Consider the following 22157-nt stretch of genomic DNA (forward strand, 5'->3'; position numbering starts at 1 on the left):
TCTTTCCTCATACCGCTTCCCCCTGATGCTAGAATTACCAGTTCTATGATATCTTAATAGGAAGGGTATGGTAAGTTTTGTTCATTCTTATTTAGCGGAATCCGTTGATTCTAGTTTAGCGGTTACAGCAATCTGCCTCTCTCTTATTGTACTAAATGTTTTTATGGCAGTACAAAGGCTAGAACATTGTTGGTGGGTTCACACATCATGACATCAAGGGGGTTAAATAGGACTTGGCTCGTTTGCTCTTTAAATTTGAGAGCCAAGTACAATGGTAAAACAGACTATGACGATACTTATCGTTCTACATTCTGCAAGCCTACCTAAAAAGAGAAGTTATATATTTTCGAAATGAAAGAGACGAAGCTGTAATAATATGAAAGATTAATCTGTCCTTTTTGTGCTATTTTAAGACCTTAAAGTCAAGGCTTAGGGACTAAGTTGTCAATTATAATGTAAATAGATGGTACTCGGCGAGGTCATCAAGATACCATTGGAACTAAGCACAGCGCCGAGCAATATCCACGAGCAGCGGTATGAGCACTCGCTTACGCTGTTTATACAAAAAAAGTATTTACTCATTAAAGGGAGGTTTGCAGCATGAAGAAGTCCACAGCGAAAATGTTAGCGATTCTCTTCATCGTCACAGCGCTCATTACTTCACTGGCAGCTTGTGGCGGCAATAACAATGACAACAATTCGAACAGCAACGGTACGAAAACAAACAACAGTGGTGCGGAGACTAGCACCGATCCGGTGAACCTGACTTGGTTCAGTGTGGATCCAATCCCTACCTGGAACGACATGAAGGATGAAGTAGGCCAGGAGATTACGAAGCAAACCGGTGTTACATTGGAGCCAGAATTTGCAATGGACGCCAACCGGATTGCACTGATGATTGCAAGCGGCGATTACCCGGATATGATTTCTCCTAAAGGGGATGCGAGCAAGCTCGTTGATGCCGGTGCATTGATCGATTTAACCGATCTGATTGAAGAGCATGGACCGAACCTGAAAAAGGTATACGGGGACTACATGGAGCGTTTGAAATGGAGTGAAGAGGACGACTCGATCTACATTCTTCCTTCACTTGAAGGCGTAGACAGAGAATACATGGATATCGGCGGAACATTCCATATTCAGCATGCAGCCGTAAAAGAGGCTGGTTATCCAGATATCAAAACCGTTCACGATTATGAAAACGTCATCAAAGATTATTTGGCCAAACATCCTACGACAGAAGATGGACAGCCGATGATCGGTATTTCGCTGCTCGCGGACGACTGGAGAATTATGATTGGTGTAACGAACCCAGCGACGGTAACGACAGGTGTTCCAGATGACGGGGAATATTATATCGATCCTGAGACATACGAAGTAACCTATCATTACAGACGTCCGGAGGAAAAAGAGTATTTCCGCTGGTTAAATCATATTAATGATATTGGATTGCTGGATCCGGAAGCATTCGTGCAAAAAGAGGACCAATATAAAGCGAAAATCGCAACCGGCCGTGTTGTCGGTATCATCGACCAAGATTGGGGCTTCCAGGACAGTGTCAACGCCTTGAAATCGGAAGGGAAATTCGAGCAAACCTATGCGCACTTCCCGATTACATTGTCTGAAGAATATACAGATCATACTTTACAAAGTACAGGATACATGGCAGGTTGGGGTATCGGAATTACGACTGAAGCTGAGGACCCTGTACGTGTAATCAAATTCTTGGATTGGCTCGCATCGGATGAAGGTCAAGTTCTTATCAACTGGGGAATTGAAGGCAAGCATTACACGGTGGAAGATGGGACGCGTGTTATTATTCCGGAAGTATTGGATAGAAAAAATAATGACAACACGAATTTCGTGAAGGAAACCGGTATCGGAATGTACAACATTTCCGCTCGTTATGGAGATGGGGTGAAGGATTCAACTGGCAATTACTACACGACGACGTTCCCTGAGCAAGTCATCCGAAACTACAGTGATGTAGAAAAAGAAACGCTTGCGCAGTATGGTGTTGAAAGATGGATCGAATTGTGGCCGTCTAAGGATGAATTCCCTGTGAAGCCTTGGGGTGCTTCTTGGAATATTTCATACCCAAGTGATTCCGATTTAGCTATCCTATATAAATCGATGGAAGAGGTCACAAGAAGATATATTCCTGAAATCATTCTCGCTGAGCCTGCTGATTTCGATCAGCTGTGGGACGACTATATGGCGGAACTTGATGCGAAAGATGTAGAACAAATGGAAGACGAGTTCGAAGCGTACGTCAAAGCGAGAATCGAGCTTTGGGGCGGAGAAGCAAAATAATATCGCTGAAAATGTTAGGAAAAGAGTCTCTAGGGTAGGGGCTCTTTTCATTATTATTCCGTTGTTGGTGGTCGGGCCCTGCGAAACGGTAGTCCAAGCTCCACTGTCTAGACTGCCTTGGTATCTCCGTGTCAACCGTCACGACGGCGAGCGATCATAAAGGGGGCTAAAACACCATAAAAACAGGCGGGATCAGAGTTGATGCAACCCTATTCCCGCCTGTTTTTATGTTAGAATTAAGCTCGAATATAGAACCGCATTTCGCGTCCTTCTTGAACAGGCTCCCGCTCTAGGCTGTATCCGTGCTTGACAACTTCTTCAGGAACGTTGCGGAAAGCAGCTGGACAGTCCACGATGACCAATAACAGCTGCCCCTTGCTCATCTCCCGAAGCGTCTCCAGCGTATAGATGACGGGGTACGGGCACGATTCTCCTCTAATATCCAGCGTGTAATCGACAGTCAATTCTACGGACATGTATAATGCCTCCCATTTGAATGATGTAATAATAAGATGAATACCGCATCGTCCTAAAGGTTAGGACGGCGAAGCTTGTTCTGAAATCCGCTTCCAAAACGATAATGCTTTTGCCAATATGCCGCAATCCAGAATCCGATGGATAGCACGGCCAATGTCGCAATCAGCGCAGGCCAGGGTCCCATTGCTTCGAATAGATTGATTTTTGAACCGCTCTTCACTAGGGTGTTGTATATTCCGAGATGGTCCCAGGCATAGGCTAGTGCCGTTGCTCCGATAATATTGCCGACAAAAACGGGAAGAAACACGATTTGGCCTTCCATCAGCCGATACATCATGCCCGTTTCGCAGCCGCCGGCCAAGACGATGCCGAGGCCAAACAGCACTCCGCCGACGAACGTGCTCGGAGCGGAAATTTTGGTGATCGGGTCCATATCGGAGACGAGCAAGATGATAAGCGTAGCAACCGTGCTGATCGCCATTCCGACGATAATCGCTTTGGTCATCGTAGCGCGGCCGCTGATCCATAAATCGCGGAACGCAGAGGTGAAACAAATTTGTCCGCGCTCGATCAATATTCCGAACGCGGCCCCGAAGGCAGCAGCCACACCGAGCATCGTCTTGCCGGATAAGAAGAAATACATCACAAGTCCCACGTATCCGAGTGTTAAGGCGAGGCCGATGAACGGCTGTGTTGTACGGGAGACAGCTGCCGCAGAAGCGACACCGCCTTTCGTCAGCTTAGGCTTGCCCTTCCACCAAACGGTATTGACGATTTTTACGCCTCCCCACGTGCCGACCGCCGTAGCGATCATAAATATCCAGGAATGGAAGGAGAACTGAGGCACGCCGGTGAAGAAAGCGGCCAAGTTGCAGCCTAACGCTAAGCGAGCGCCGAATCCTGCGATGATGCCGCCAATGAAGCCTTGCACATAACGACGCTTCTGTCTGGGGACGCGAATTTTAAAATTGTTGCTAAGCAAAATCATGATGAGGGCACCGATAAACATCCCCCAGACGATCCACCCATCTGTCCGGCTAAAGGTCGACCCATCCATGGGAACAAGTTGAAAATAGTCCCAATCCGAGATATCCGCTCCAAACAGCTCCAGAACATGTCCGCCGAGACGTGTAAATTCACCCGTTACAGCCCATACCGTTCCGGTAATCGCAAAGTAAATTGCGCTCAGCAGACCGGCCAATCCTATCGCTGCGTAGGGATTCCAATAAGAAGTCCATTTCGAATCTTGCAGTAATTTCACAATGAATCATTGCTCCTCTTTTGCTATGAAATGTGCTATCGCCTTGTATAAGCACCAATTATTTTATCACATCCGATATAGGTTGTAAGGAAAAATTTAGGGAGCGGGTGGTCACCCTGATGTGATGAACAAAGATAGACGGAACGATGCTGCCCGAATTCAATGTAAAGAAGCCAGATCAGTGGATGATCTGGCCATTCCGCCCTTGATCTGTATAAAGAGGGACGCCCATTTCACATCGCTCCGCCAAATATCTGTGTGCTGTTCGAAAAAGAAACATATCCTCCAGGTTTCTGAAAGAGATGATCGAAGCTGCTGCAGAGAAGCAGACCCTGCAGATCGAATATGCGTCTAAGAAAAGAATACGATCAGGGAAGTCTCTCCAATCGGCATCTATGCATACGATGACTTCTGGTACATGCCAGCTCGCGACTTAGCCAGTAACGAGGTGAAATTGTTTCGGTCAGATCGAATCTTATCCTTAAAAGTTATGGATCGGCGTGCAGACCCTCAGCTCGCGATTAGCGAATGGTTGGACCGTCGTACCACGAAAGAACCGGTAGCTCCGCTCCGATTGTACGTGGAATTAACAAAGGAAGGTATCAGACAATGGAAGAGAGGAACCTTCTTCCACTATAATAATTTCGAGGTGATCCTATTCATGAGAAGTGTTTTTATCATAGGGGACAGTATATCGATCCAATACGGGCCATATTTGAAAAAGATGGTCGAGCATCGATTCGAGTATGACCGTAAGCGGGGTGAAGAACAGGCATTGGCCGATTTAGACCATCCTGTGGGAGCGAACGGCGGAGACAGCAGCATGGTGCTTACATATTTGAAAAACGAAAGAGACAAAGGAGTACGCTACGATCTGCTGCTGATAAATTGCGGACTTCACGATATGAAAACCCATCCTCTCACAGGTGAGAAGCAAGTACCGCCCGAGCAGTACCGCACTAATCTCGAAGAGATCGTTCTGACTGCCCGTAAATTATCGAAATCACTCATTTGGATCCGAACCACGGACGCGGTAGAGGAAATCCATAATACCAAGACATCATCTTTTTTTCGTTACCACGAAGATGTGATAACGTACAATACTATAGCGGACGAAGTGATGTCTTCACATGATGTTCCTATGCTGGACCTATATTCATTCACTCGCATATTTGGTACCTCGGCATATTGCGATCATGTGCATTTTACAGAGGAAGTGCGGCGCTTGCAAGCTGCCTATATTGCTGGCTACCTGGAGAATTATCGCTAAAATGGCACTGCCAGCTGAAAGAGTGATCAAAGCGATCAAACCATCACTCTCCACCTACCAGAAAATTAGAAAACGCCCGCGATTTTTGTTAATCTGGAATTAATTCGGTTTTATTTGACCAATCTTGGAAAAGAGGTGGACGAAAAAATCGCTGAACAAACAGCTGGCATGATTGGCTGCAGGAGGTGCGAGATGAGTCAAGGACGATCGATTGGAATGGAACTTCGAACGCTGAGGAATTTGCTGCTTCGCAAGGTCGAAGGAGTGATCCACAAGAAATACAACGACCAGTTGACCTGCATGCATGGATGGGTGCTCAAGTATTTTGTCGATCATCAAGATCGGGACGTGTTTCAGCGCGACTTGGAGCATGAATTTTCGATCCGACGATCGACTGCGACGAAGATTTTGCAGCTCATGGAGAAGAACTGCCTGATCAGAAGGGTGCCGGTTCCTTATGATGCGCGGTTAAAGAAGATCGTGTTAACTCCAAAAGCCATCGAATACCATCAGGCTGTAGTGAAAAGCTTCATCGAATTAGAACAAGAATTAAAGAAAGGTATATCCGAAGAAGAAATGGATTCCTTCTTTGCCATCATGGACAAACTCAAAAAGAATCTCGAGCAGCCGTCGTCGATGAGAAGCGGCAAGTTTTAAATCGGAGCAATTGTTAGCTTGCTTACAGTTCGTTAGCGAACAAAGTGGAAGAGGAGCGCAGATCGTATGATAAAGATTATGAAGTATTTCAGTCTGAAGGATTGGCTGTTCATCCTTGTGAGTACAGGATTTATCGTATTCCAGGTGTGGCTGGATTTAAAGCTTCCCGACTATTTGGCTGAGATCACGCAGCTTGTGCAAACGGAAGGGAATTCGTTAGGCGAGGTATGGGAACCTGGGGCATTCATGATGCTGTGCGCGGTCGGGAGCTTGATCGCTTCCTTCGTCGTTGTGTATTTCGTTGCACGGATCGCCGCTTCGCTCGCGAAGAGACTCCGTGAAATGCTTTTTGATCAAGTCGAATCGTTCTCGATGGACGAGATAAACCGGTTTTCGACGGCGAGCTTGATCACGCGTTCCACGAACGATATTACGCAGGTTCAGCTCATCATGGCGATGGGGCTGCAGGTGATCATCAAGGCGCCGATTTTAGCAGGGTGGGCTATCGTGAAGATTTCAGGAAAAAGCTGGCAGTGGACGGCTTCATCCGCCGTATCCGTGGCACTGCTGCTTCTGCTCATCGCAGTGGTGATCGTCTTCGCCGTGCCTAAATTCAAAATGATTCAAGGACTGACGGATCAATTAAACAGGGTCACAAGGGAACAGCTTACTGGACTTCGTGTCATTCGCGCTTATAACGCGGAATCCAATCTGGAAGGGAAATTCGATGCGGCGAATCAGCGACTAACCCACGCACATTTGTTCACGGGACGTCTCATGTCGTTGATGATGCCGATGATGGGACTCATTATGAGCGGATTAAGCCTTGCGATCTATTGGATCGGAGCTTATCTAATCGATGGGGCGAATATGCCGAATCGGCTCGGTTTATTTAGCGATATGGTCATTTTCTCTTCTTATGCGATGCAAATTGTGATGGCTTTCATGATGCTGTCAATGGTCTTTTTTATGCTTCCGAGAGCGACCGTCGCTGCCAAGCGAATCATGGAAGTGCTGAAGACGGAACCGGGAATCAAGGACGGCGGCAAAACGCCGTCAGCACCTTCCGCTGCGAGTGGGATCGAATTTCGAGACGTTAGTTTCAAATATCCCGACGGAGAGGAGTACGTTCTACGTAACGTGAGCTTTACGGCGCGGAAGGGTGAAACGATAGCGTTCATCGGCTCGACGGGCAGCGGTAAAAGCACGCTCCTTAACCTGATTCCAAGGTTCTATGAAGCCACGGAGGGAGAGGTGCTGGTAGACGGCGTAAACGTCAAGGATTATGCCCTTAGCAGCCTCCATCGTAAGCTCGGTTATGTTCCGCAAAAAGCGGTGCTCTTCAGCGGCACGGTCGCATCCAACGTGGCCTTTGGAGATCACGGGGCGGCCGCAGGCAGCGAGGAAGACTTGCATAGAGCCGTTGAGATCGCACAGGGTAAAGAGTTCGTCGAAAAGATGGAGAACGGGTACGAGGGTGCGGTATCGCAAGGCGGAACGAACCTATCCGGAGGGCAAAAGCAGCGTCTAGCCATTGCTAGAGCGGTGTATCGCAGGCCGGAGATTTATCTCTTCGATGATTCCTTCTCCGCATTGGATTACAGGACGGACCGTGTTCTACGCACCAGACTTAAGCGCGAAACGGCGGGGGCAATTAATCTGATCGTAGCGCAGCGAATCGGAACGATCAAGGATGCCGACATGATCCTGGTACTGGATGAAGGGAAAGTGGTCGGACGGGGAACGCATCAAGAGCTGCTCAGAACTTGCGAGGTTTACCAACAAATCGCGAGTTCGCAGCTGTCGAAGGAGGAGTTGGAAATTGGCTGATCATGGGAGTGCAGGTGTAAAGCGGAACAAAGCAGGTCATCGCGGTTCAAACGGGCTTCCTCCGGTCCAAGGCGGAGCCATGCAGCAGGGGGAATTCAAAGCATCCATTGGAAAGCTGCTCGCATACAGCAAATCTTATGTTCCATTGATCATCACAGCCGTCGTGCTGGCGATTGCGGGTTCAATATTTACGATCATTGGACCAAGCAAGCTGCAGGAAATTACCGATTATATTACCGAGGGGTTAACGGGAAGCATCGACATGGAGGCGGTTAGCCGGGTGGGTATACTGCTGGCGTTCCTCTACGGGTTAAGCCTTCTCTTCTCGTTCATCCAGGGCTTCATTATGACGACGGTGACTCAAAAGGTATCCAGAAGTCTGCGCACGAATCTTTCGCGAAAAATCAACAAGCTGCCGTTAAGATACTTCGATTCGACCAGTTATGGGGACGTGCTCAGCCGGATCACGAACGACGTGGATACGATCGGACAAACCATGAATCAGAGCGTCGGTATGCTGGTGTCTTCCGGCACGATGCTGCTTGGCTCGCTCGTCATGATGTTCTATACCAACGTATGGATGACGCTCACGGCACTGGCTGCGACGTTGGTCGGCTTCTTCTTGATGAGTGCGATCATGAAGAAATCGCAAGCGTATTTCTTTCGTCAACAAACCAATCTCGGAGCGATGAATGGACATATTGAAGAAATTTATGCCGGCCATGATGTCGTAAAGGTGTATAACGCTCAAGAAATGGCGAAATCGAAGTTCAACGAAATCAATGAAAATCTGTACGAGAGCTCCTGGAAATCCCAATTTTACTCCGGCTTGATGATGCCGTTAATGATGTTTATCGGCAACTTCGGCTATGTCGCGGTATGTATCGTTGGCGGTGCATTGGCTTTGAACGGACATATCACGTTCGGCGTGATCGTCGCCTTCATGATCTATGTTCGATTGTTTACACAGCCCCTGTCGCAAATCGCTCAGGTGATGACAAGCATGCAGTCGACTGCTGCGGCATCGAAGCGCGTATTCGAATTTTTGGAGGAAGAAGAGCTTGCGGATGAAAACCATAAAACCGAAAGGCTGAAGGACGTAAAGGGAGAGGTCGAGTTCCGGAATGTGAATTTCGGATATGTTCCGGATAAACCGATTATTCGAGATTTTTCGGCCAGGGCATTGCCTGGACAAAAAATTGCCATCGTCGGACCGACAGGCGCTGGTAAGACGACGATCGTCAATCTCCTGATGCGGTTTTATGAGGTGAACGGAGGAGAAATTCGAATCGACGGCATTCCCATTCATCAGCTTCCCAGAGAAAACGTACACGAACTGTTTTGCATGGTGCTGCAGGATACGTGGCTCTTTGAAGGGACGATTAAAGAAAATATCGTGTTCAATAAGTTAGGCGTTACCGATGACGATGTGGAGAAGGTATGCAAAGCGGTAGGAATCGATCATTTTATAAGGACACTGCCGCACGGATACGATACCGTACTCAACGAGCAGGTGAACCTCTCGGCGGGGCAAAAGCAGCTCATCACGATTGCGAGAGCGCTAATCGAGGATGCTCCGCTGTTGATCCTCGACGAGGCGACCAGCTCTGTCGATACACGAACGGAGCTGCTGATCCAAGAAGCGATGGACAGATTAATGGCAGGGAGAACCTCCTTCGTGATTGCGCACCGCTTATCTACCATTAAAAATGCCGATATGATTCTCGTCATGAAGGACGGCGATATCATCGAAAGCGGCAACCACGAGGAATTGCTTGCAGCCGGCGGCTTTTATGCCGACCTGTACAACAGCCAGTTCGAGGAAGCGGAGACGGCTTAAAATAATACTGTAAAAAAGCGATCATCGAGACGGCGTCAAACCTGATCTCGATCGATCGCTTTTTTAACGGACAAGAATGGATCGTTCTACTTCAACAGATCGGACAGAAATGCCAGCGCCAATCCTTGTCCCCAGCCTTGTATCCATTGTTTGGAAATGGTATTGTAGCCGTCGCGGTCTTTCATGACAGCCGTGCCGCCGGAAACATTCAGAACAAGTCCATCTTCACTGATATTGTTCAAGATGCCTTTCAACGCTTTTTGAACATACTTCGTATGCAGCGGGTTGCGGTTGTTCACCATGGCAGCAGCGATTCCGCATGAAGCGGACACTTCCTCATACGTCCCTTCATCATTGAGGATCGTACGCCATAAACCGTTTTCCGTCTGCACCAGCTTCAACGCTGCCAACTGATCCCGAAGCGAACATTCAATATCCATGCACTACGGATACAAGTACCACTCTTTCAACAGAGGCTTCACTTGCGACATCGTATATGCGGCCCAAGCATTGGCTCTGCCCCAGAAAAATCCAGACATGTGGTCCTTATGTACGTTGTTGTAGCCGTGATACCATAAACCGGTGCCCGGATCCTACAAATATTGAATATGCCAGTAATATTGGTTCAAGGCATCGTTAATGATAGCCTCGTCCTGCAGTTTGCTTCCAACGCGGAGCAGGAAGAATGCTGCCATGAATAGTGTATCCGCCCATGCCTGTTCTGGGAAATCATTGGTGAACGATACGGTATGCTGCTTCGAAGGAAATTTCGAGAAATTATGGGCGTATCTCCTTTGGATTTTATGAACAGCACACGGATTGATGAAGCTTGTAAACTGCTGAGAAGTACGGAGAATTCCATTCTTTCGATTTCTGAAAAGAGTTGGTTTTCAATCCATTTCAAGCTTCAACCGATGCTTTGCCAAGCAGATGGGGATGTCCCCCAGAGCATGGCGTAAGAAGGCGCTCCAATTAGAGGCACAATCTGAAAAGGCCGCCATTTTGGAATTTACCGGATGGCTATAGAGACCAGCTGAATATGTTCTGCAGAAGACCTAAAATACGAGCGAAAACGGCCGCACAGGAATTCATCCCTGTACGACCGTTTTTTTTTGCTTAAATCTAGAATTGTCATGGGCAATCGCCAGATCCACAAATGAATTTGTACGTCTATTACAGCATCTTCTATCTTTCCGAAGAAAATCGAAACGATTACGATTTGTAAAGAACTTGTGAATAAATGAAATATATTAAAAAAAGATATAAATCCAGTTGACGTTCCAATAACATTCATTTCGGACAATATAGAGTATTCTGTGCGGCGATTCGAACGGGAGGTTAGCCTTTAGCCAACCAGCCCTCAATTCAGTGTGCTTTTTATAGAAATGACGCCATACATACTTTTACTTATTTTACTATAAGTGCACCATGTATGCAACAAAAATTGGCATATTGAAATGATTTTACATATTCCGTTGCACGGAATTGATTATGTGTGAAAGGAGGAAGAACTGCCCTCATACGGGGCCAATCGTATGAAAGATTCTACTTATGAGGTGATACAATGAAAAGCATACGTCATGCTGCCACAATGCTGCTTGCTTTCGTCATGCTGTGGACAAGCTTCGGCTGGAGCGGCTTCTCTGCGCCAAAAGTGCAGGCAGCGTCAGACACATCGGTATTGTTCGAAGATGATTTTGAAGATGGAAACTATAACGGATGGACCCCTCTGTCGGGTTCCAGCTGGACCGTAAACTCTGGGCACCTTATCTTTACCGACACGGGCACAGAAGCGATTATCTCTGCCGGCGACGCAGCGTGGTCAGATTATTCGAAGCAAAGGTTCGTATAGATGCCGGAGGCTTTCCGGGTGTTCTAGCTCGGATGCAGGACAAAGACAACTTCTATATGTTTCGCTATGAGCCGAATAAAAAAGGCGTCGAACTGTCTGTAAGACGGAACAATGCCGACACCTTGCTGCAGGAGGCTTCCTTCAATCCGGTACAGGGCTCTTGGGTTACTTTTAAGCTAGTTGTCAAAGGCAACATCCTTCAAGGGTATGTCGACGGTCACAAGCTGATCGAAGTCTATGATGATACATTCTCATCCGGTACGATCGGATTCCGCAATAAATGGTCTCAGTTAACCATTGATGATGTTATTGTCCGCGACGAGCGTCGGGTGAACAGTGACTTTGAGAATCAAATGCTTGTACCATGGGCTCCTGTTACAGGGCAATGGTCTGTTGTGAATGACGTCTACCATTCCGTCACCGACTTTGTTTATAATCAGGCGGTACAGCTGCAAAGCGGAGACAACGGGCTGCTTGCAGTGGGCGATCCTGCATGGGATAGCTATTATGTACAGGCGGATATAACCCCTCTGACGGAGGAAGACAGCGTAGGGGTTGCAGGCAGAGTGCAGAATGAATCGAACTTTTATGCACTGCGTTGGAACGCCGCCTCCGGCGGGGCGCTCGAATTGGTAAAAAGGGAAAACGGTACGGATGCCGTTCTGCAAAGCACCTCTTATTCGTTGGCTGTACAAAGTACTTATACCCTGCGGCTTGATCTGGTCGGAGAAAAGTTGGTCGGGTACGTTAATGGGGTGAGAATGCTGGAAGCCGTAGATCCTGCCTTCAAATCCGGAACTGCACGTTTATGGTCTGCAAGCCGTGCGTATATCGACAATGTGACTTCTGCTGAAATGAAAGATCCGACAGCTGCCGAGACGCTGGCGCATTGGAAGTTTGATCCGAAGTACGCCAAATCCGGATCGCTGGAGTCCAACGATCTCGTGCTGTCCGATATGACGAACAATGGCAACGATCTACGCCTGGTTACCGTAGGGGACGCGAGTCATCCGGACGCGGCTAATGTGCTGCAGTGGTCTGAGGATGACTATCACAGTAATCCAGATATAAAAAGCTTGCTGTTTAATAATACGCAAACCGGACCGGTTAAAAAATATTTTGAGACCGTAGAAACTGCGCCGGTCAACGATGAGCAATTTCCTTACGGCTACACCATGGAAATTATTTATAAGCTTCCTGCCGAATTTTCCCGTAACACCCATTCATGGATGAAAATTTTGAATCGGCAGGGCACCGGTGCTTTAGCTGGAAAGACGCAAGGCGAGACAGATCTGCTCGGCCAATTGGCCGTATCCAATCTAAAGGAGCTGCAGTGGACCTATTACTCTACCGCGTTAGCGACGAATCCGACCGGTTGGTCATTTTCTCTAGACAGTGTAGAAGATTGGTATCATATTGTATTGATTAACGATACGCAGCATACGAAAGTTTACGTCAATGGCGTAACCGATTTCCGTAATGCAACGCAAGTGATTAAAAACTTTGCCGGCGTCGTCGGAAAAGGCTGGGACATCGGCGCAGCGAGTCAAGGGAACGGAGAAGGAGCGAAAAGATTTCTCGCCGGAAATTTGGAGGAAATTCGTATCGTCAACCGATCCCTGCCGATGGAGGAATGGCTGATTCCGAATTCACTCGACCGCATCCCGGAATACGGAAACAATGAAGATCTGCCTCTGCTGCAGAAGGAAGACAACTACAATATCGTATTCGTACCGGACATCCAAAAGCCGATCCGCTATATGCCGGAAATCGTCGATGAGCAGACGAAATGGCTGGTGCGCCACTCGGAAGAAAATAATATTGCCTTTACCGCCTTCATGGGCGATATTGTCGACGAATATAATGTAACGGACCAATGGCTGGCAGCCAATAAAGCCATTACGTATTTGGACGTTGCCGACATCCCGTACATGACGATTGCGGGCAACCATGATTACCAGACATGGTGGGGAGGGGACGACTCCGCATACTTATCGTATTTCGGTAAAAAACGATATGCGGGTAAGCCTTACTATACCAATGAATCGCCTTCTGGATTCAGCTCGTACAGTTTGTTTAAAGCGGGTTCGTACGAGTACATGGTGATTGGCACAGATTGGAGAGACGATCATTATGAAGCGGACCGCGCTTGGGTCCAAAAGGTGTTGAGCGAGCATAAAACGACGCCGACGATCTTGATCAGCCACGAAACGCTTGAGTTTCAGGGCGAGCAAAGCACAGAGGTGCAGCATACAAGCAGAGGCCAGCGCAACTGGAACGATTTTGTCAAAAATAACGATCAGGTGTTTATGACCGTGGGAGGACACCATCACGGGGCCGGATACATGATTAGCAAAAATGCATACGGACACGATGTGCTGGAAATTTTGGTCGATTACCAGAGTCAATACCGCGGCGGCAACGGTTGGATGCGCTTTGCCGAATTCGACGAATCTGGCAACAAAATTCATTTCCATACGTTCTCGCCTTGGGTAGAGAGTATGCCGGAGGAAGAACGGACTTATTTTGATATGAAAAACTTGATCGGGGACAAAGATCGATTTACGTACAATATCAATTTTACCGAACGCTTTGCATTTGCTAACCCGCTGTATTACATCGATTCCGGCAGTACGGAGACGGATCAGCTGCCGCCAGGCGAGAAGTTCGGTACAAGCAACTCGCTTACCGATCAGCCTTATGGAATCGACCCATTGACAGGAAAGCAGTGGGGTTATAAGACGGATGGCGAGCCGGTAATTACCGGAGGCTCGGATCCTTGGCTGAGCGTGCTGTCGGCAGGCGGCGGCAGCGGCAAAGGATTTACGTATGAATTTGAGGCGCCTAATGGAACTTACGAGGTAGTGCTCGGCTTCCGCAGTCCGGATAATGCGCCAGGCCGTTTGCAGACCGTAACCATTAACGGGGAAACAAGGCTGCCTGCATACAGTCCTCCATTTGCAAATGATGAGAAGATGTTCGAAACGGAAGTAACCGATGGGCAAATCTCGATTGCTGTGACACGCGACGCCTCCAGTACGGCCGATCCGGTGATCAGTTGGGTGAAGATTCTCCGCAAACATGTTCCGATGCAGCAAATTGTATTGGATCAACCGAATCTAACATTGAAGATCGGAGGGTCCTACGAGTATCAAGTGACCATCTTGCCGCAGGAGTCGACACAATCGAAGCTGCTGTGGTCTTCGTCTGACGAGAGCATTGCTGCGGTACAGGACGGTATGGTCGTTGCCAAGCAAGCAGGTACCGTCACGGTGACGGTAACCGACGAAAGCGGAACAGTACAAGCGACTGCTACTGTCACGGTTACGCTGCCTCCTGTCGAAAAAGCGAAGCTTGCCGAAATGATCGCTCAGGCGAAGTCGCTTGATCAGAAGCAGTACACTTCGGAATCATGGTCGGTATTGAACGCGGCGCTGCAAGCAGCCGAAGCGATCTATCGAAACGGAGAAGCGGTTCAAGAGCAAATCGATGAGGCGGCACGAACGCTGCAAAATAGCATCGCGCAGCTGGTGCCAATATCCAGCCGGATGCCGTTTTGGCCGGAAAACAGCATTTTGTTAAAAACAGACGTGACCTCAAGTTCGGTGGAATTAACCTGGTTCGCAGCGGAAAAAGCGGAGCAATATCGAGTTTTATTCGGTACGGGAGATTCACTCGAAATCGCAGATGCCGACATTACGACTTTAACCGACACCGTTTATTCTGCGAAAGTCACCGGTCTTTCGTCCGATACAACCTACACGTTCAAGGTTGAAGCGGGCAACCGTTATGGAGATTGGACGTCGAATGGACCATCGCTGCAGGTTGCGACGCTGAAAGCCGGCGGGAGTTCAAACGGTGGTGGCGGCAGAAGCTCAAGCGGCAGCAGCGGAACGGTCAAGCCATCCAAGCCTGTGCCTACGATTACGGAACAGCAATTAACTGCCGCCAAGAACGGCATCGTGACGGTTGAGGTGACAGAAGCGGGCGAGATTGTACTGCCTGCTAACGCAGCGGAGCTGCTCGGCAGCCATCGTCTGCAGGTGAAAAAACAAGGCGTAACGCTTAATCTGCCTAGTTCCTTACTGCAGCAGCTGCAAGATCAAGCAGGGGAAGCAGCGGAACAGGGAGTGATCGTTCTGCAGGTAGAACCGATTCAGCTTGCTCAGGGCGTCTTGCAGAATCAACATCCTGCGGTCACCCTTAGCCTCGCAGGGCAAGCCTATGAATTGGATATGTACTGGACGGATAACAGCCGTAAGGTCAGACTCAATCATTTTGATCAAGGGATTGAGGTGACACTCCCATACGAGAACCACGGTGTGGATGAGGCCTTAATCAGCCTTTATTATTTGAATGAATCTACGATGAAGTGGGAATATGTCGGCGGGGTTGTCAATGCCGATGCGAAGACGGTGACCTCGGAACTGTCTCATTTCAGCAAGTACGCGGTCCTGGAATGGAATTATTCGTTCCAAGACGTTCCATATCATCATTGGGCTGCGAGCACGATTCGCGCAATGGCAGCCAAGCAGCTCATTCAAGGCACGACCGGGAATCGCTTTGAACCGGATCGTCCGGTAACCAGAGCGGAGTTCGCCTCCTTGCTGGATCGCGTGCTTCAGCTTCCAGACGCACAAGGCGCTGCACCGTTTACGGATGTGGCTGACGGAGCTTGGTATGCCGATTCGGTAATGAAAGCATACGAGAGTGGGTTGGTTAGCGGATCGGGCTTCGGCAGATTTGAGCCGCAGCGGGCGATATCGCGCGAAGAAATGGCCGTGATGCTCGTTCGGGCATATGAGTACCGCAGCGTTATGGCTTCTGGCGCCGAAACGAGCTATAATGCGACTTTCAAAGATAAAGAGGAGATGTCTGCTTGGGCCGTGCCGTACATCCATACGGCGCTGCACTATGGGCTAATGAACGGACGTTCTGTCCTGCTCTTTAGTCCGGCACAATCGGTAACTCGAGCCGAAATGGCGCAGGCTTTGTATAATCTTGCTCAAAAGCTGGATTAAATTATTTGAGGACGGCTTTTATGCCGACCTGTACAACAGTCAGTTCGAGGAAGCCGAGACGGCTTGACTTCGTTAACCGACCGTTTATATCAAGCCGGTAAGGCGTCTCGATAGGAGAGAGGGGTAACCCTCTCTTTTTTTTGGCTTATTCAGGACCGATTTCTGTGAAAACAGCAATAAAAGCAAAAAATAGTGAAAACGAGGCAAATTATGCGAATGTATGCGCTTACTTTACATGTTAATATGAAATAGCATTTGAATGAAAGGAGGCGGCTATGTTCTCGAATTCTACCATCGTATGGTTCCTGACGAATGCTTTCGAACACTCCAAGATACTGATGCAGCTAGGCAAACAAGTTTGCAAACCGCAATAATTAGAACAAGGAGGATTGCTATGGGAAAGCTGAAGATGCTAATACTTAGTGTTGTGCTGATGATGCCGCTCGTACAGGGTTACTCCCTCTCGGCAGCAGATGCAGAACCTGCTGTTATCCATTTGGTTCATGATGATTTCGAAAATGAGCAGATAGGAAGCCTGCCAAGCGGATATTCCTCCAACAATAACAGTGTTACAAGTACGGTATATGTAGATAAGGTTCCCGCAGACTCCATTGGAAATCCGTCTTCGAAAGCATTAAGGATATACGATCAGGATGGTCCGGAGGCTAATCGCTCCAGAACGATCGTGAGCAAACACTTCGGTCCGCAGCAGGAGAGTTTTGTAGTCGAATTGGATGTGATGGAGCCCAAATGGGTTGGCAACTCTTATCCGCTTCGAATTGAAGATAAAGCAAATGGAGATACCGCGCTCGCCTTGGAAATCTCGGGGGGAAATCTGGGATACAGAGGCAGTGACGGTGCTTTTAAGGGATTAACGTTGAATGGGGAAGCCATTCATTTGACCCCGGGAACATGGTACCGGGTTAAAGTGTTAACCGATATGCTAAACCAGGCTGCAGATATATATTTGGATGGCAGCTACATTGGTAATGTATCGTTTATGCAGCAGGTCAGCAGCCTGGATGCCATAGAGGGACAAACCGCAGGTTCCTCCATGGGAGATTTGTATTGGGATCATGTTCAAGTCTATGTGGAAGCAACCGATTCCCCGAAAAATTTAACCGCTTTTTACGGGGACCAGACGGTTGAATTGAGCTGGATGGCCGCGAAAGGAGCGTCGTCTTATAACGTCAAGCGGAGCACGACGGACGGAGGGCCGTACGAAACCGTCGCTGCGGGGGTTACGGAAACACGTTATGTGGATATCGGATTGACGAATGACGTCACTTACTACTATGTTGTCACGGCTGTGAACTCGGTCGGTGAGAGCCAGCCTTCCAATCAAGTCAGCATTACGCCTTCGATCATTCCGAATCCGCCGGGAACACCTGTATCTCTTCAAGCGACAGCAAGAGACAGCCAAGTGGATATAAGCTGGAAATCAATCGGTGAAACGAAATCGATTCTTTTTGTCGGGATCGGCAATGACGCGGACGAGGCGACGATGGATCATTTGAGAACTCAAGGGTATGAAGTAACCTTCAAGCTGGATAACGAAGTTGTCGGGACCGATGCGGAAGGACATGATTTGGTTTTCATTGGCGAGTCCTCAAGCTCCAGCAGAATTGGCAGCAAATTCAAGCAATTGACCATTCCTGTCATATATGCGGAACCCTTTGCCCTGGATGATGTGAATCTTTCAACGAGCAACAGCGGTGACTTCGGAAGCTATGACGGTCAAACCTCGCTTCGGATTGTGGACAGCTCGCATCCGCTTGCGGCGGGTCTCAGCGGTAAGGTGGAGGTATATACACAAGCTGGCAAATTGAATTATGGAAAGCCGGGATCTGAGGCGATCGTTATTGCGACCGTGCCAGATGACAATAACAAGGCAGTCATTTTCGCATATGAACAAGGCTCGAAAGATGTTGCAGGTGATATTATTCCAGCGCGCCGGGCAGCAACGTTCCTGTTCGCCGGTCAAGAGCCCTATACAACCGCTGAAGGTTGGGCACTCATCGATCAGTCTGTTCAATGGGCATTAGGTATAGAAGAACATGCCAGCCCTCCGGTAGATACGTATAAAATAAAACGCAGTACGAATCCCAATGGCGATTTCATCACGATAGCCGAAGTTTCCGGGGAGGAAACGATGTACCGCGACAGTGGCTTGGATAATGGCATCACTTACTACTATGTCGTCACTGCCGAGAATATTGGCGGAGAGAGTGAGTCTTCACAGACGGTGAGTATCGTTCCAGCTGCGCCGCTGCAAATACCTACCGGGCTTTCGGCAGTTCGTGGTGACAGACAGGTCATGCTAAGCTGGAATCCGGTCGAGGGAGCAGTATCCTATAATGTGAAACGAAGCGAGAGGGACGGATTGGATTACAAAGTGATTGCAAGCGGCATCACGGAAACGACGTTTACTGACACAGCACTTTCTAATGGTTCCAGATATTATTATGTCGTCTCCGCTTCGAATGAAACGTCAGCAAGCACAAATTCCGAATCCGTTACGGCTGTCCCTGCACCGAATAATGGGGCTCCGGCCATTCCAACGGGAATCGAAGCTGCAGCAGGCGACGGACAGGTCATTTTGACATGGCCTGAGGTGGATGGCGCAACGGCTTACAATGTGAAGCGAGGCGCTTTTAACAGCGGTTCTTACACGGTGATTGCTTCCAATGTAAGTGCAGCCCGTTATCAGGACGTGGGTCTGGAGAATGGCGTAACCTATGACTATGTCGTTACGGCCATGAACGAGAACGGAGAAAGCTATGCTTCCGAACCCATTGCGGTTACACCTGCTCGAGTCGTCGTCGTTGCGAAGGATGGCAGCGGTGATTTTACAACTGTTCAAGAAGCGGTGAATGCAGCGCCTGATTACAGCGATAAGCGTCACGTGATTTATATCAAAAACGGTGAATACCGCGAGAAGCTGACGGTTCCGGAAAGCAAGAGCAAGCTCAGCTTTGTAGGTGAAAGTAAGGAAAGTACCGTTCTGGTATATAACGACAATGCTAATACACCGGACGAAAACGGAAGCCCGATGGGAACCTCTAGAAGCTCCAGCGTCTTTATCTATGCGGATGATTTTATCGCCAAAAACTTGACGATTCAAAACGATTCTGGGCAAGGTACAGGGCAGGCGGTAGCTGCTTATGTGAGAGGCGACCGTGCTTATTTCGAAAATGTACGCTTCCTAGGATATCAGGATACTTTGTATACAAACAACGGAAGACATTACTACAAGAATGTTTATATTGAGGGAGATGTAGACTTTATTTTCGGTCAGTCCACGGCCGTGTTTGACCGGTCGCAAATACATGCCAAACGTGACGGCAGCATGCTGACTGCGGCAAGCACCTCGCAGGAACAACCCTATGGTTACGTTTTCTTGAATTCTACCATCACCTCAGATGAAGGGATTGAGAATATCCACTTTGGAAGACCTTGGCGTCCGTATTCCGCCGTCGCCTTCATCAATACCGAGATCCATGCGAAGATTGCTCCTTACGGTTGGGATCATTGGGGCAATGAGGCCAATGAGAAGACAGCAAGATATGAAGAATACAATAGCAGCGGACCAGGCGCCAATCCCAAAGACCGAGCTCCATGGAGCAAGCAGCTTACGCCGCAAGAAGCAGACCGGTACACCGTTCAAAATGTGTTGAAGGGGAATGATCAGTGGGACCCAACGCGCATTGGCATGATTCCGCTGGATGCGACGTCTGCTCCGGTGATTTCGGTAGATCAACAAGACAGTATTGTGAATACAGCTGAATTCATTGTATCCGGACGCCTTGACAAGGAAGCGCGCGTCTTCGTGAACGGCGATGAAATTGCATTGCATTCCGACTTTACCTTTAGTACGACGGTTAGGCTTGAGCCAATGCAAAATACGATTACCATTGAGGCCGTTGATGCAGATGGAATTAGGGCCGTGCCTGTGGTCGTCAATGTTATCTATGATTATGTTAATCCAGTTATAACACTGGATGGGCCAGAAGGAGATAAGAAAGGAAATCACTACAATACCATATATAATCCGTATCCGGTGAAAGGCCAGCTGAGTGAAGCCGGATCCGTACAGATTAACGGTATGCCTGTTGAGGTGAATGAGGATTTCACATTCGAGGCGGAAATAGAATTGGGCTCAGGAATGAATGAAATCATCGTAACCAGTCAGGATTTAGCCGGTAACCTCTCGGAGCCCGTTAGCTTCAAAGTCGTGCCGAAAGGCAACAGCGTGCCTGCCGGACCGATCCGAATCGTAGATGCTCGTGTGAAGGATGAGCATACGATCGAATTGACGTTGAACAGCAAGGTGGAATTTGATCCAAACGATGTTCAACTGTTGTCGGCCATGGGCAAATGGGATCGGTTGAATCCGCAGCTAACGCCGAATGTGACCATCCAAGAAGTAAGCACTCGCGTGATTAACCAAGGCAAGCAGACTGTTGTCACTTATCATATAGAGGAAACCTTGAATCCGGATGGAAGCATTGTCAGACCGATCGAGGAAAATCCAGAGGCCATTCCTCATCTGGATGCGGATTACTATTCCAGCGATCTGGAATTAAGCATTCAGCAGGCGGAATACCTGTTATCCTGGCAATTGGACAGCGGCGCCTGGTACAAAAACATGGAGGATAAATATAACCGATATTGGGACGGCGTAGAGCCGAAATCCGAAGTGTTCAGCAGTGAGCACGGATATATCGGTACCATTGACAATAGCGCTACAACGAATGAAATCTTGTTCCTTGCCCTTATGTATAAAGAAACCGGGGATGAAAGATACAGGGACTCGGTCTTAAAGGGAATCGAATACTTGCTGGAAGCACAGTACGAAACGGGGGCATGGCCGCAGTTTTATCCGCTGCGGGGCGGCTATTCGGACTATGGTACCTTTAATGACAATGCTACGATCCGAGTCATGAACGTATTAACGATGGTGTCGGACAAGGAATATCCGTTTAACAGCGACCTTGTAGACGAACAGCTCATCGAGCGTACGAAATCTGCATTGGAATTAGGACTGGATTACATTTTGAAAACACAAATTGTGGTGGACGGGAAGCTGACGGCATGGTGTGCACAGCATGATCCTTATACCTATGAGCCCCGCGAAGCGCGCTCCTATGAGCATCCATCTCTCTCCGGATCGGAATCTGTCGGCATCGTGAAATATTTGATGGCGCTGGAGAATCCATCACCGGAGGTCCAGGCCGCGATCGAAGGCGCATTAACCTGGTTTGAAGAGGCGAAAGTAGAAGGAGTGCGATACGTATCGGGCGATCCGAACGGACAATACTTCTATGAGGATCCTGAAAGCAATACATGGTATCGATTTTACGAAATCGGCACGAATCGTCCGATCTTCTCCGGACGAGACGGCGTGATTAAGCACGACATTCTTGAAATTGAACAGGAACGTCGGGACGGCTACCGCTGGGCGGGAGAATGGCCTGAGAAGCTGCTCGAAATTGCCCGAACGACTGGATATTACGAAAATCGGATTTATGTGAAGATTATAGATACCCAAACCCGAAATGCGGCTGGCAAAACACTGCAGCTAGGGGAATTGATTCGAATTGAAGGAGACGAATCATAAGAATGGGTTGAATGGA

11 protein-coding genes and 1 pseudogene are annotated in these 22157 nt (G+C 48.4%); 9 read left to right on the forward strand and 3 right to left on the reverse strand.

Annotated features, from left to right (window positions below; genetic code table 11):
- Positions 1 to 600 precede the first annotated feature (600 nt).
- The gene (locus ACFPXP_RS12500; RefSeq protein ID WP_379894573.1) at positions 601 to 2313 is read left to right on the forward strand and encodes an ABC transporter substrate-binding protein; all 1713 of its coding nucleotides are present in this window, start codon (positions 601 to 603) and stop codon (positions 2311 to 2313) included.
- A gap of 236 nt (positions 2314 to 2549) precedes the next feature.
- On the opposite strand, the gene yedF is transcribed toward ACFPXP_RS12500, so the two are convergent.
- Both yedF and yedE read right to left on the reverse strand, forming a co-directional pair.
- Complete coding sequence (gene yedF / locus ACFPXP_RS12505; protein ID WP_379894574.1) at positions 2550 to 2789, reverse strand: sulfurtransferase-like selenium metabolism protein YedF; 240 nt, start codon at positions 2787 to 2789, stop codon at positions 2550 to 2552.
- 53 nt (positions 2790 to 2842) lie between these two features.
- Complete coding sequence (gene yedE, locus ACFPXP_RS12510; protein WP_379894576.1) at positions 2843 to 4051, reverse strand: selenium metabolism membrane protein YedE/FdhT; 1209 nt, start codon at positions 4049 to 4051, stop codon at positions 2843 to 2845.
- Between the two features lie 661 nt (positions 4052 to 4712).
- On the opposite strand from yedE, the gene ACFPXP_RS12520 reads away from it, so the two are divergent.
- The 4 genes from ACFPXP_RS12520 (at position 4713) to ACFPXP_RS12535 (ending at position 9648) form a co-directional block, all read left to right on the forward strand.
- Complete coding sequence (locus ACFPXP_RS12520) at positions 4713 to 5321, forward strand: SGNH/GDSL hydrolase family protein (protein WP_379894593.1); 609 nt, start codon at positions 4713 to 4715, stop codon at positions 5319 to 5321.
- 192 nt (positions 5322 to 5513) lie between these two features.
- The gene (locus ACFPXP_RS12525; protein WP_379894577.1) at positions 5514 to 5978 is read left to right on the forward strand and encodes a MarR family winged helix-turn-helix transcriptional regulator; all 465 of its coding nucleotides are present in this window, start codon (positions 5514 to 5516) and stop codon (positions 5976 to 5978) included.
- Between the two features lie 66 nt (positions 5979 to 6044).
- Positions 6045 to 7808 carry an ABC transporter ATP-binding protein gene (locus ACFPXP_RS12530; RefSeq protein WP_379894579.1) on the forward strand — a complete coding sequence of 588 codons (1764 nt, stop codon included), beginning with the start codon at positions 6045 to 6047 and terminating at the stop codon, positions 7806 to 7808.
- A 79-nt stretch (positions 7809 to 7887) separates the two neighbouring features.
- Positions 7888 to 9648: an ABC transporter ATP-binding protein gene (locus ACFPXP_RS12535; RefSeq protein ID WP_379894590.1), complete on the forward strand. Its 1761-nt coding sequence runs from the start codon at positions 7888 to 7890 to the stop codon at positions 9646 to 9648.
- An 86-nt stretch (positions 9649 to 9734) separates the two neighbouring features.
- Here ACFPXP_RS12535 and ACFPXP_RS12540 read toward each other — a convergent pair.
- Positions 9735 to 10403 (reverse strand): annotated as a pseudogene (locus ACFPXP_RS12540) (glycoside hydrolase family 88 protein); the annotation flags it as partial.
- 142 nt (positions 10404 to 10545) lie between these two features.
- On the opposite strand from ACFPXP_RS12540, the gene ACFPXP_RS12545 reads away from it, so the two are divergent.
- The 4 genes from ACFPXP_RS12545 (at position 10546) to pelA (ending at position 22141) form a co-directional block, all read left to right on the forward strand.
- A complete protein-coding gene (locus tag ACFPXP_RS12545) occupies positions 10546 to 10674 on the forward strand; it encodes a hypothetical protein (protein ID WP_379894591.1) in 129 nt (42 codons plus the stop codon).
- A gap of 538 nt (positions 10675 to 11212) precedes the next feature.
- Positions 11213 to 11500 carry a hypothetical protein gene (locus tag ACFPXP_RS12550; protein WP_379894580.1) on the forward strand — a complete coding sequence of 96 codons (288 nt, stop codon included), beginning with the start codon at positions 11213 to 11215 and terminating at the stop codon, positions 11498 to 11500.
- On the forward strand, positions 11467 to 16521 hold the full coding sequence (locus ACFPXP_RS12555) for an S-layer homology domain-containing protein (RefSeq protein WP_379894581.1): 5055 nt from the start codon (positions 11467 to 11469) through the stop codon (positions 16519 to 16521). Before ACFPXP_RS12550 ends, ACFPXP_RS12555 begins: the two co-directional genes overlap by 34 nt.
- Positions 16522 to 16915: 394 nt before the next feature.
- Positions 16916 to 22141, forward strand: coding sequence for a pectate lyase (gene pelA, locus ACFPXP_RS12560; RefSeq protein WP_379894582.1), 5226 nt, complete (start codon positions 16916 to 16918; stop codon positions 22139 to 22141).
- Positions 22142 to 22157: the final 16 nt, after the last annotated feature.

The organism is Marinicrinis lubricantis (assembly GCF_042658665.1).
In the GTDB taxonomy this organism is placed as follows: Bacteria; Bacillota; Bacilli; order Paenibacillales; family KCTC-33676; genus Marinicrinis; species Marinicrinis lubricantis.

Bases quoted from the DNA above. Each gene is read 5' to 3' on its own strand.
- ACFPXP_RS12535 (WP_379894590.1), top strand. From the start codon at position 7,888: ATGCAGCAGGGGGAATTCAAAGCATCCATTGGAAAGCTGCTCGCATAC.
- ACFPXP_RS12530 (WP_379894579.1), top strand. From the start codon at position 6,045: ATGATAAAGATTATGAAGTATTTCAGTCTGAAGGATTGGCTGTTCATC.
- ACFPXP_RS12550 (WP_379894580.1), top strand. From the start codon at position 11,213: ATGAAAAGCATACGTCATGCTGCCACAATGCTGCTTGCTTTCGTCATG.
- ACFPXP_RS12520 (WP_379894593.1), top strand. From the start codon at position 4,713: ATGAGAAGTGTTTTTATCATAGGGGACAGTATATCGATCCAATACGGG.
- pelA (WP_379894582.1), top strand. From the start codon at position 16,916: ATGGGAAAGCTGAAGATGCTAATACTTAGTGTTGTGCTGATGATGCCG.
- ACFPXP_RS12500 (WP_379894573.1), top strand. From the start codon at position 601: ATGAAGAAGTCCACAGCGAAAATGTTAGCGATTCTCTTCATCGTCACA.
- ACFPXP_RS12525 (WP_379894577.1), top strand. From the start codon at position 5,514: ATGAGTCAAGGACGATCGATTGGAATGGAACTTCGAACGCTGAGGAAT.
- yedF (WP_379894574.1), bottom strand. From the start codon at position 2,789: ATGTCCGTAGAATTGACTGTCGATTACACGCTGGATATTAGAGGAGAA.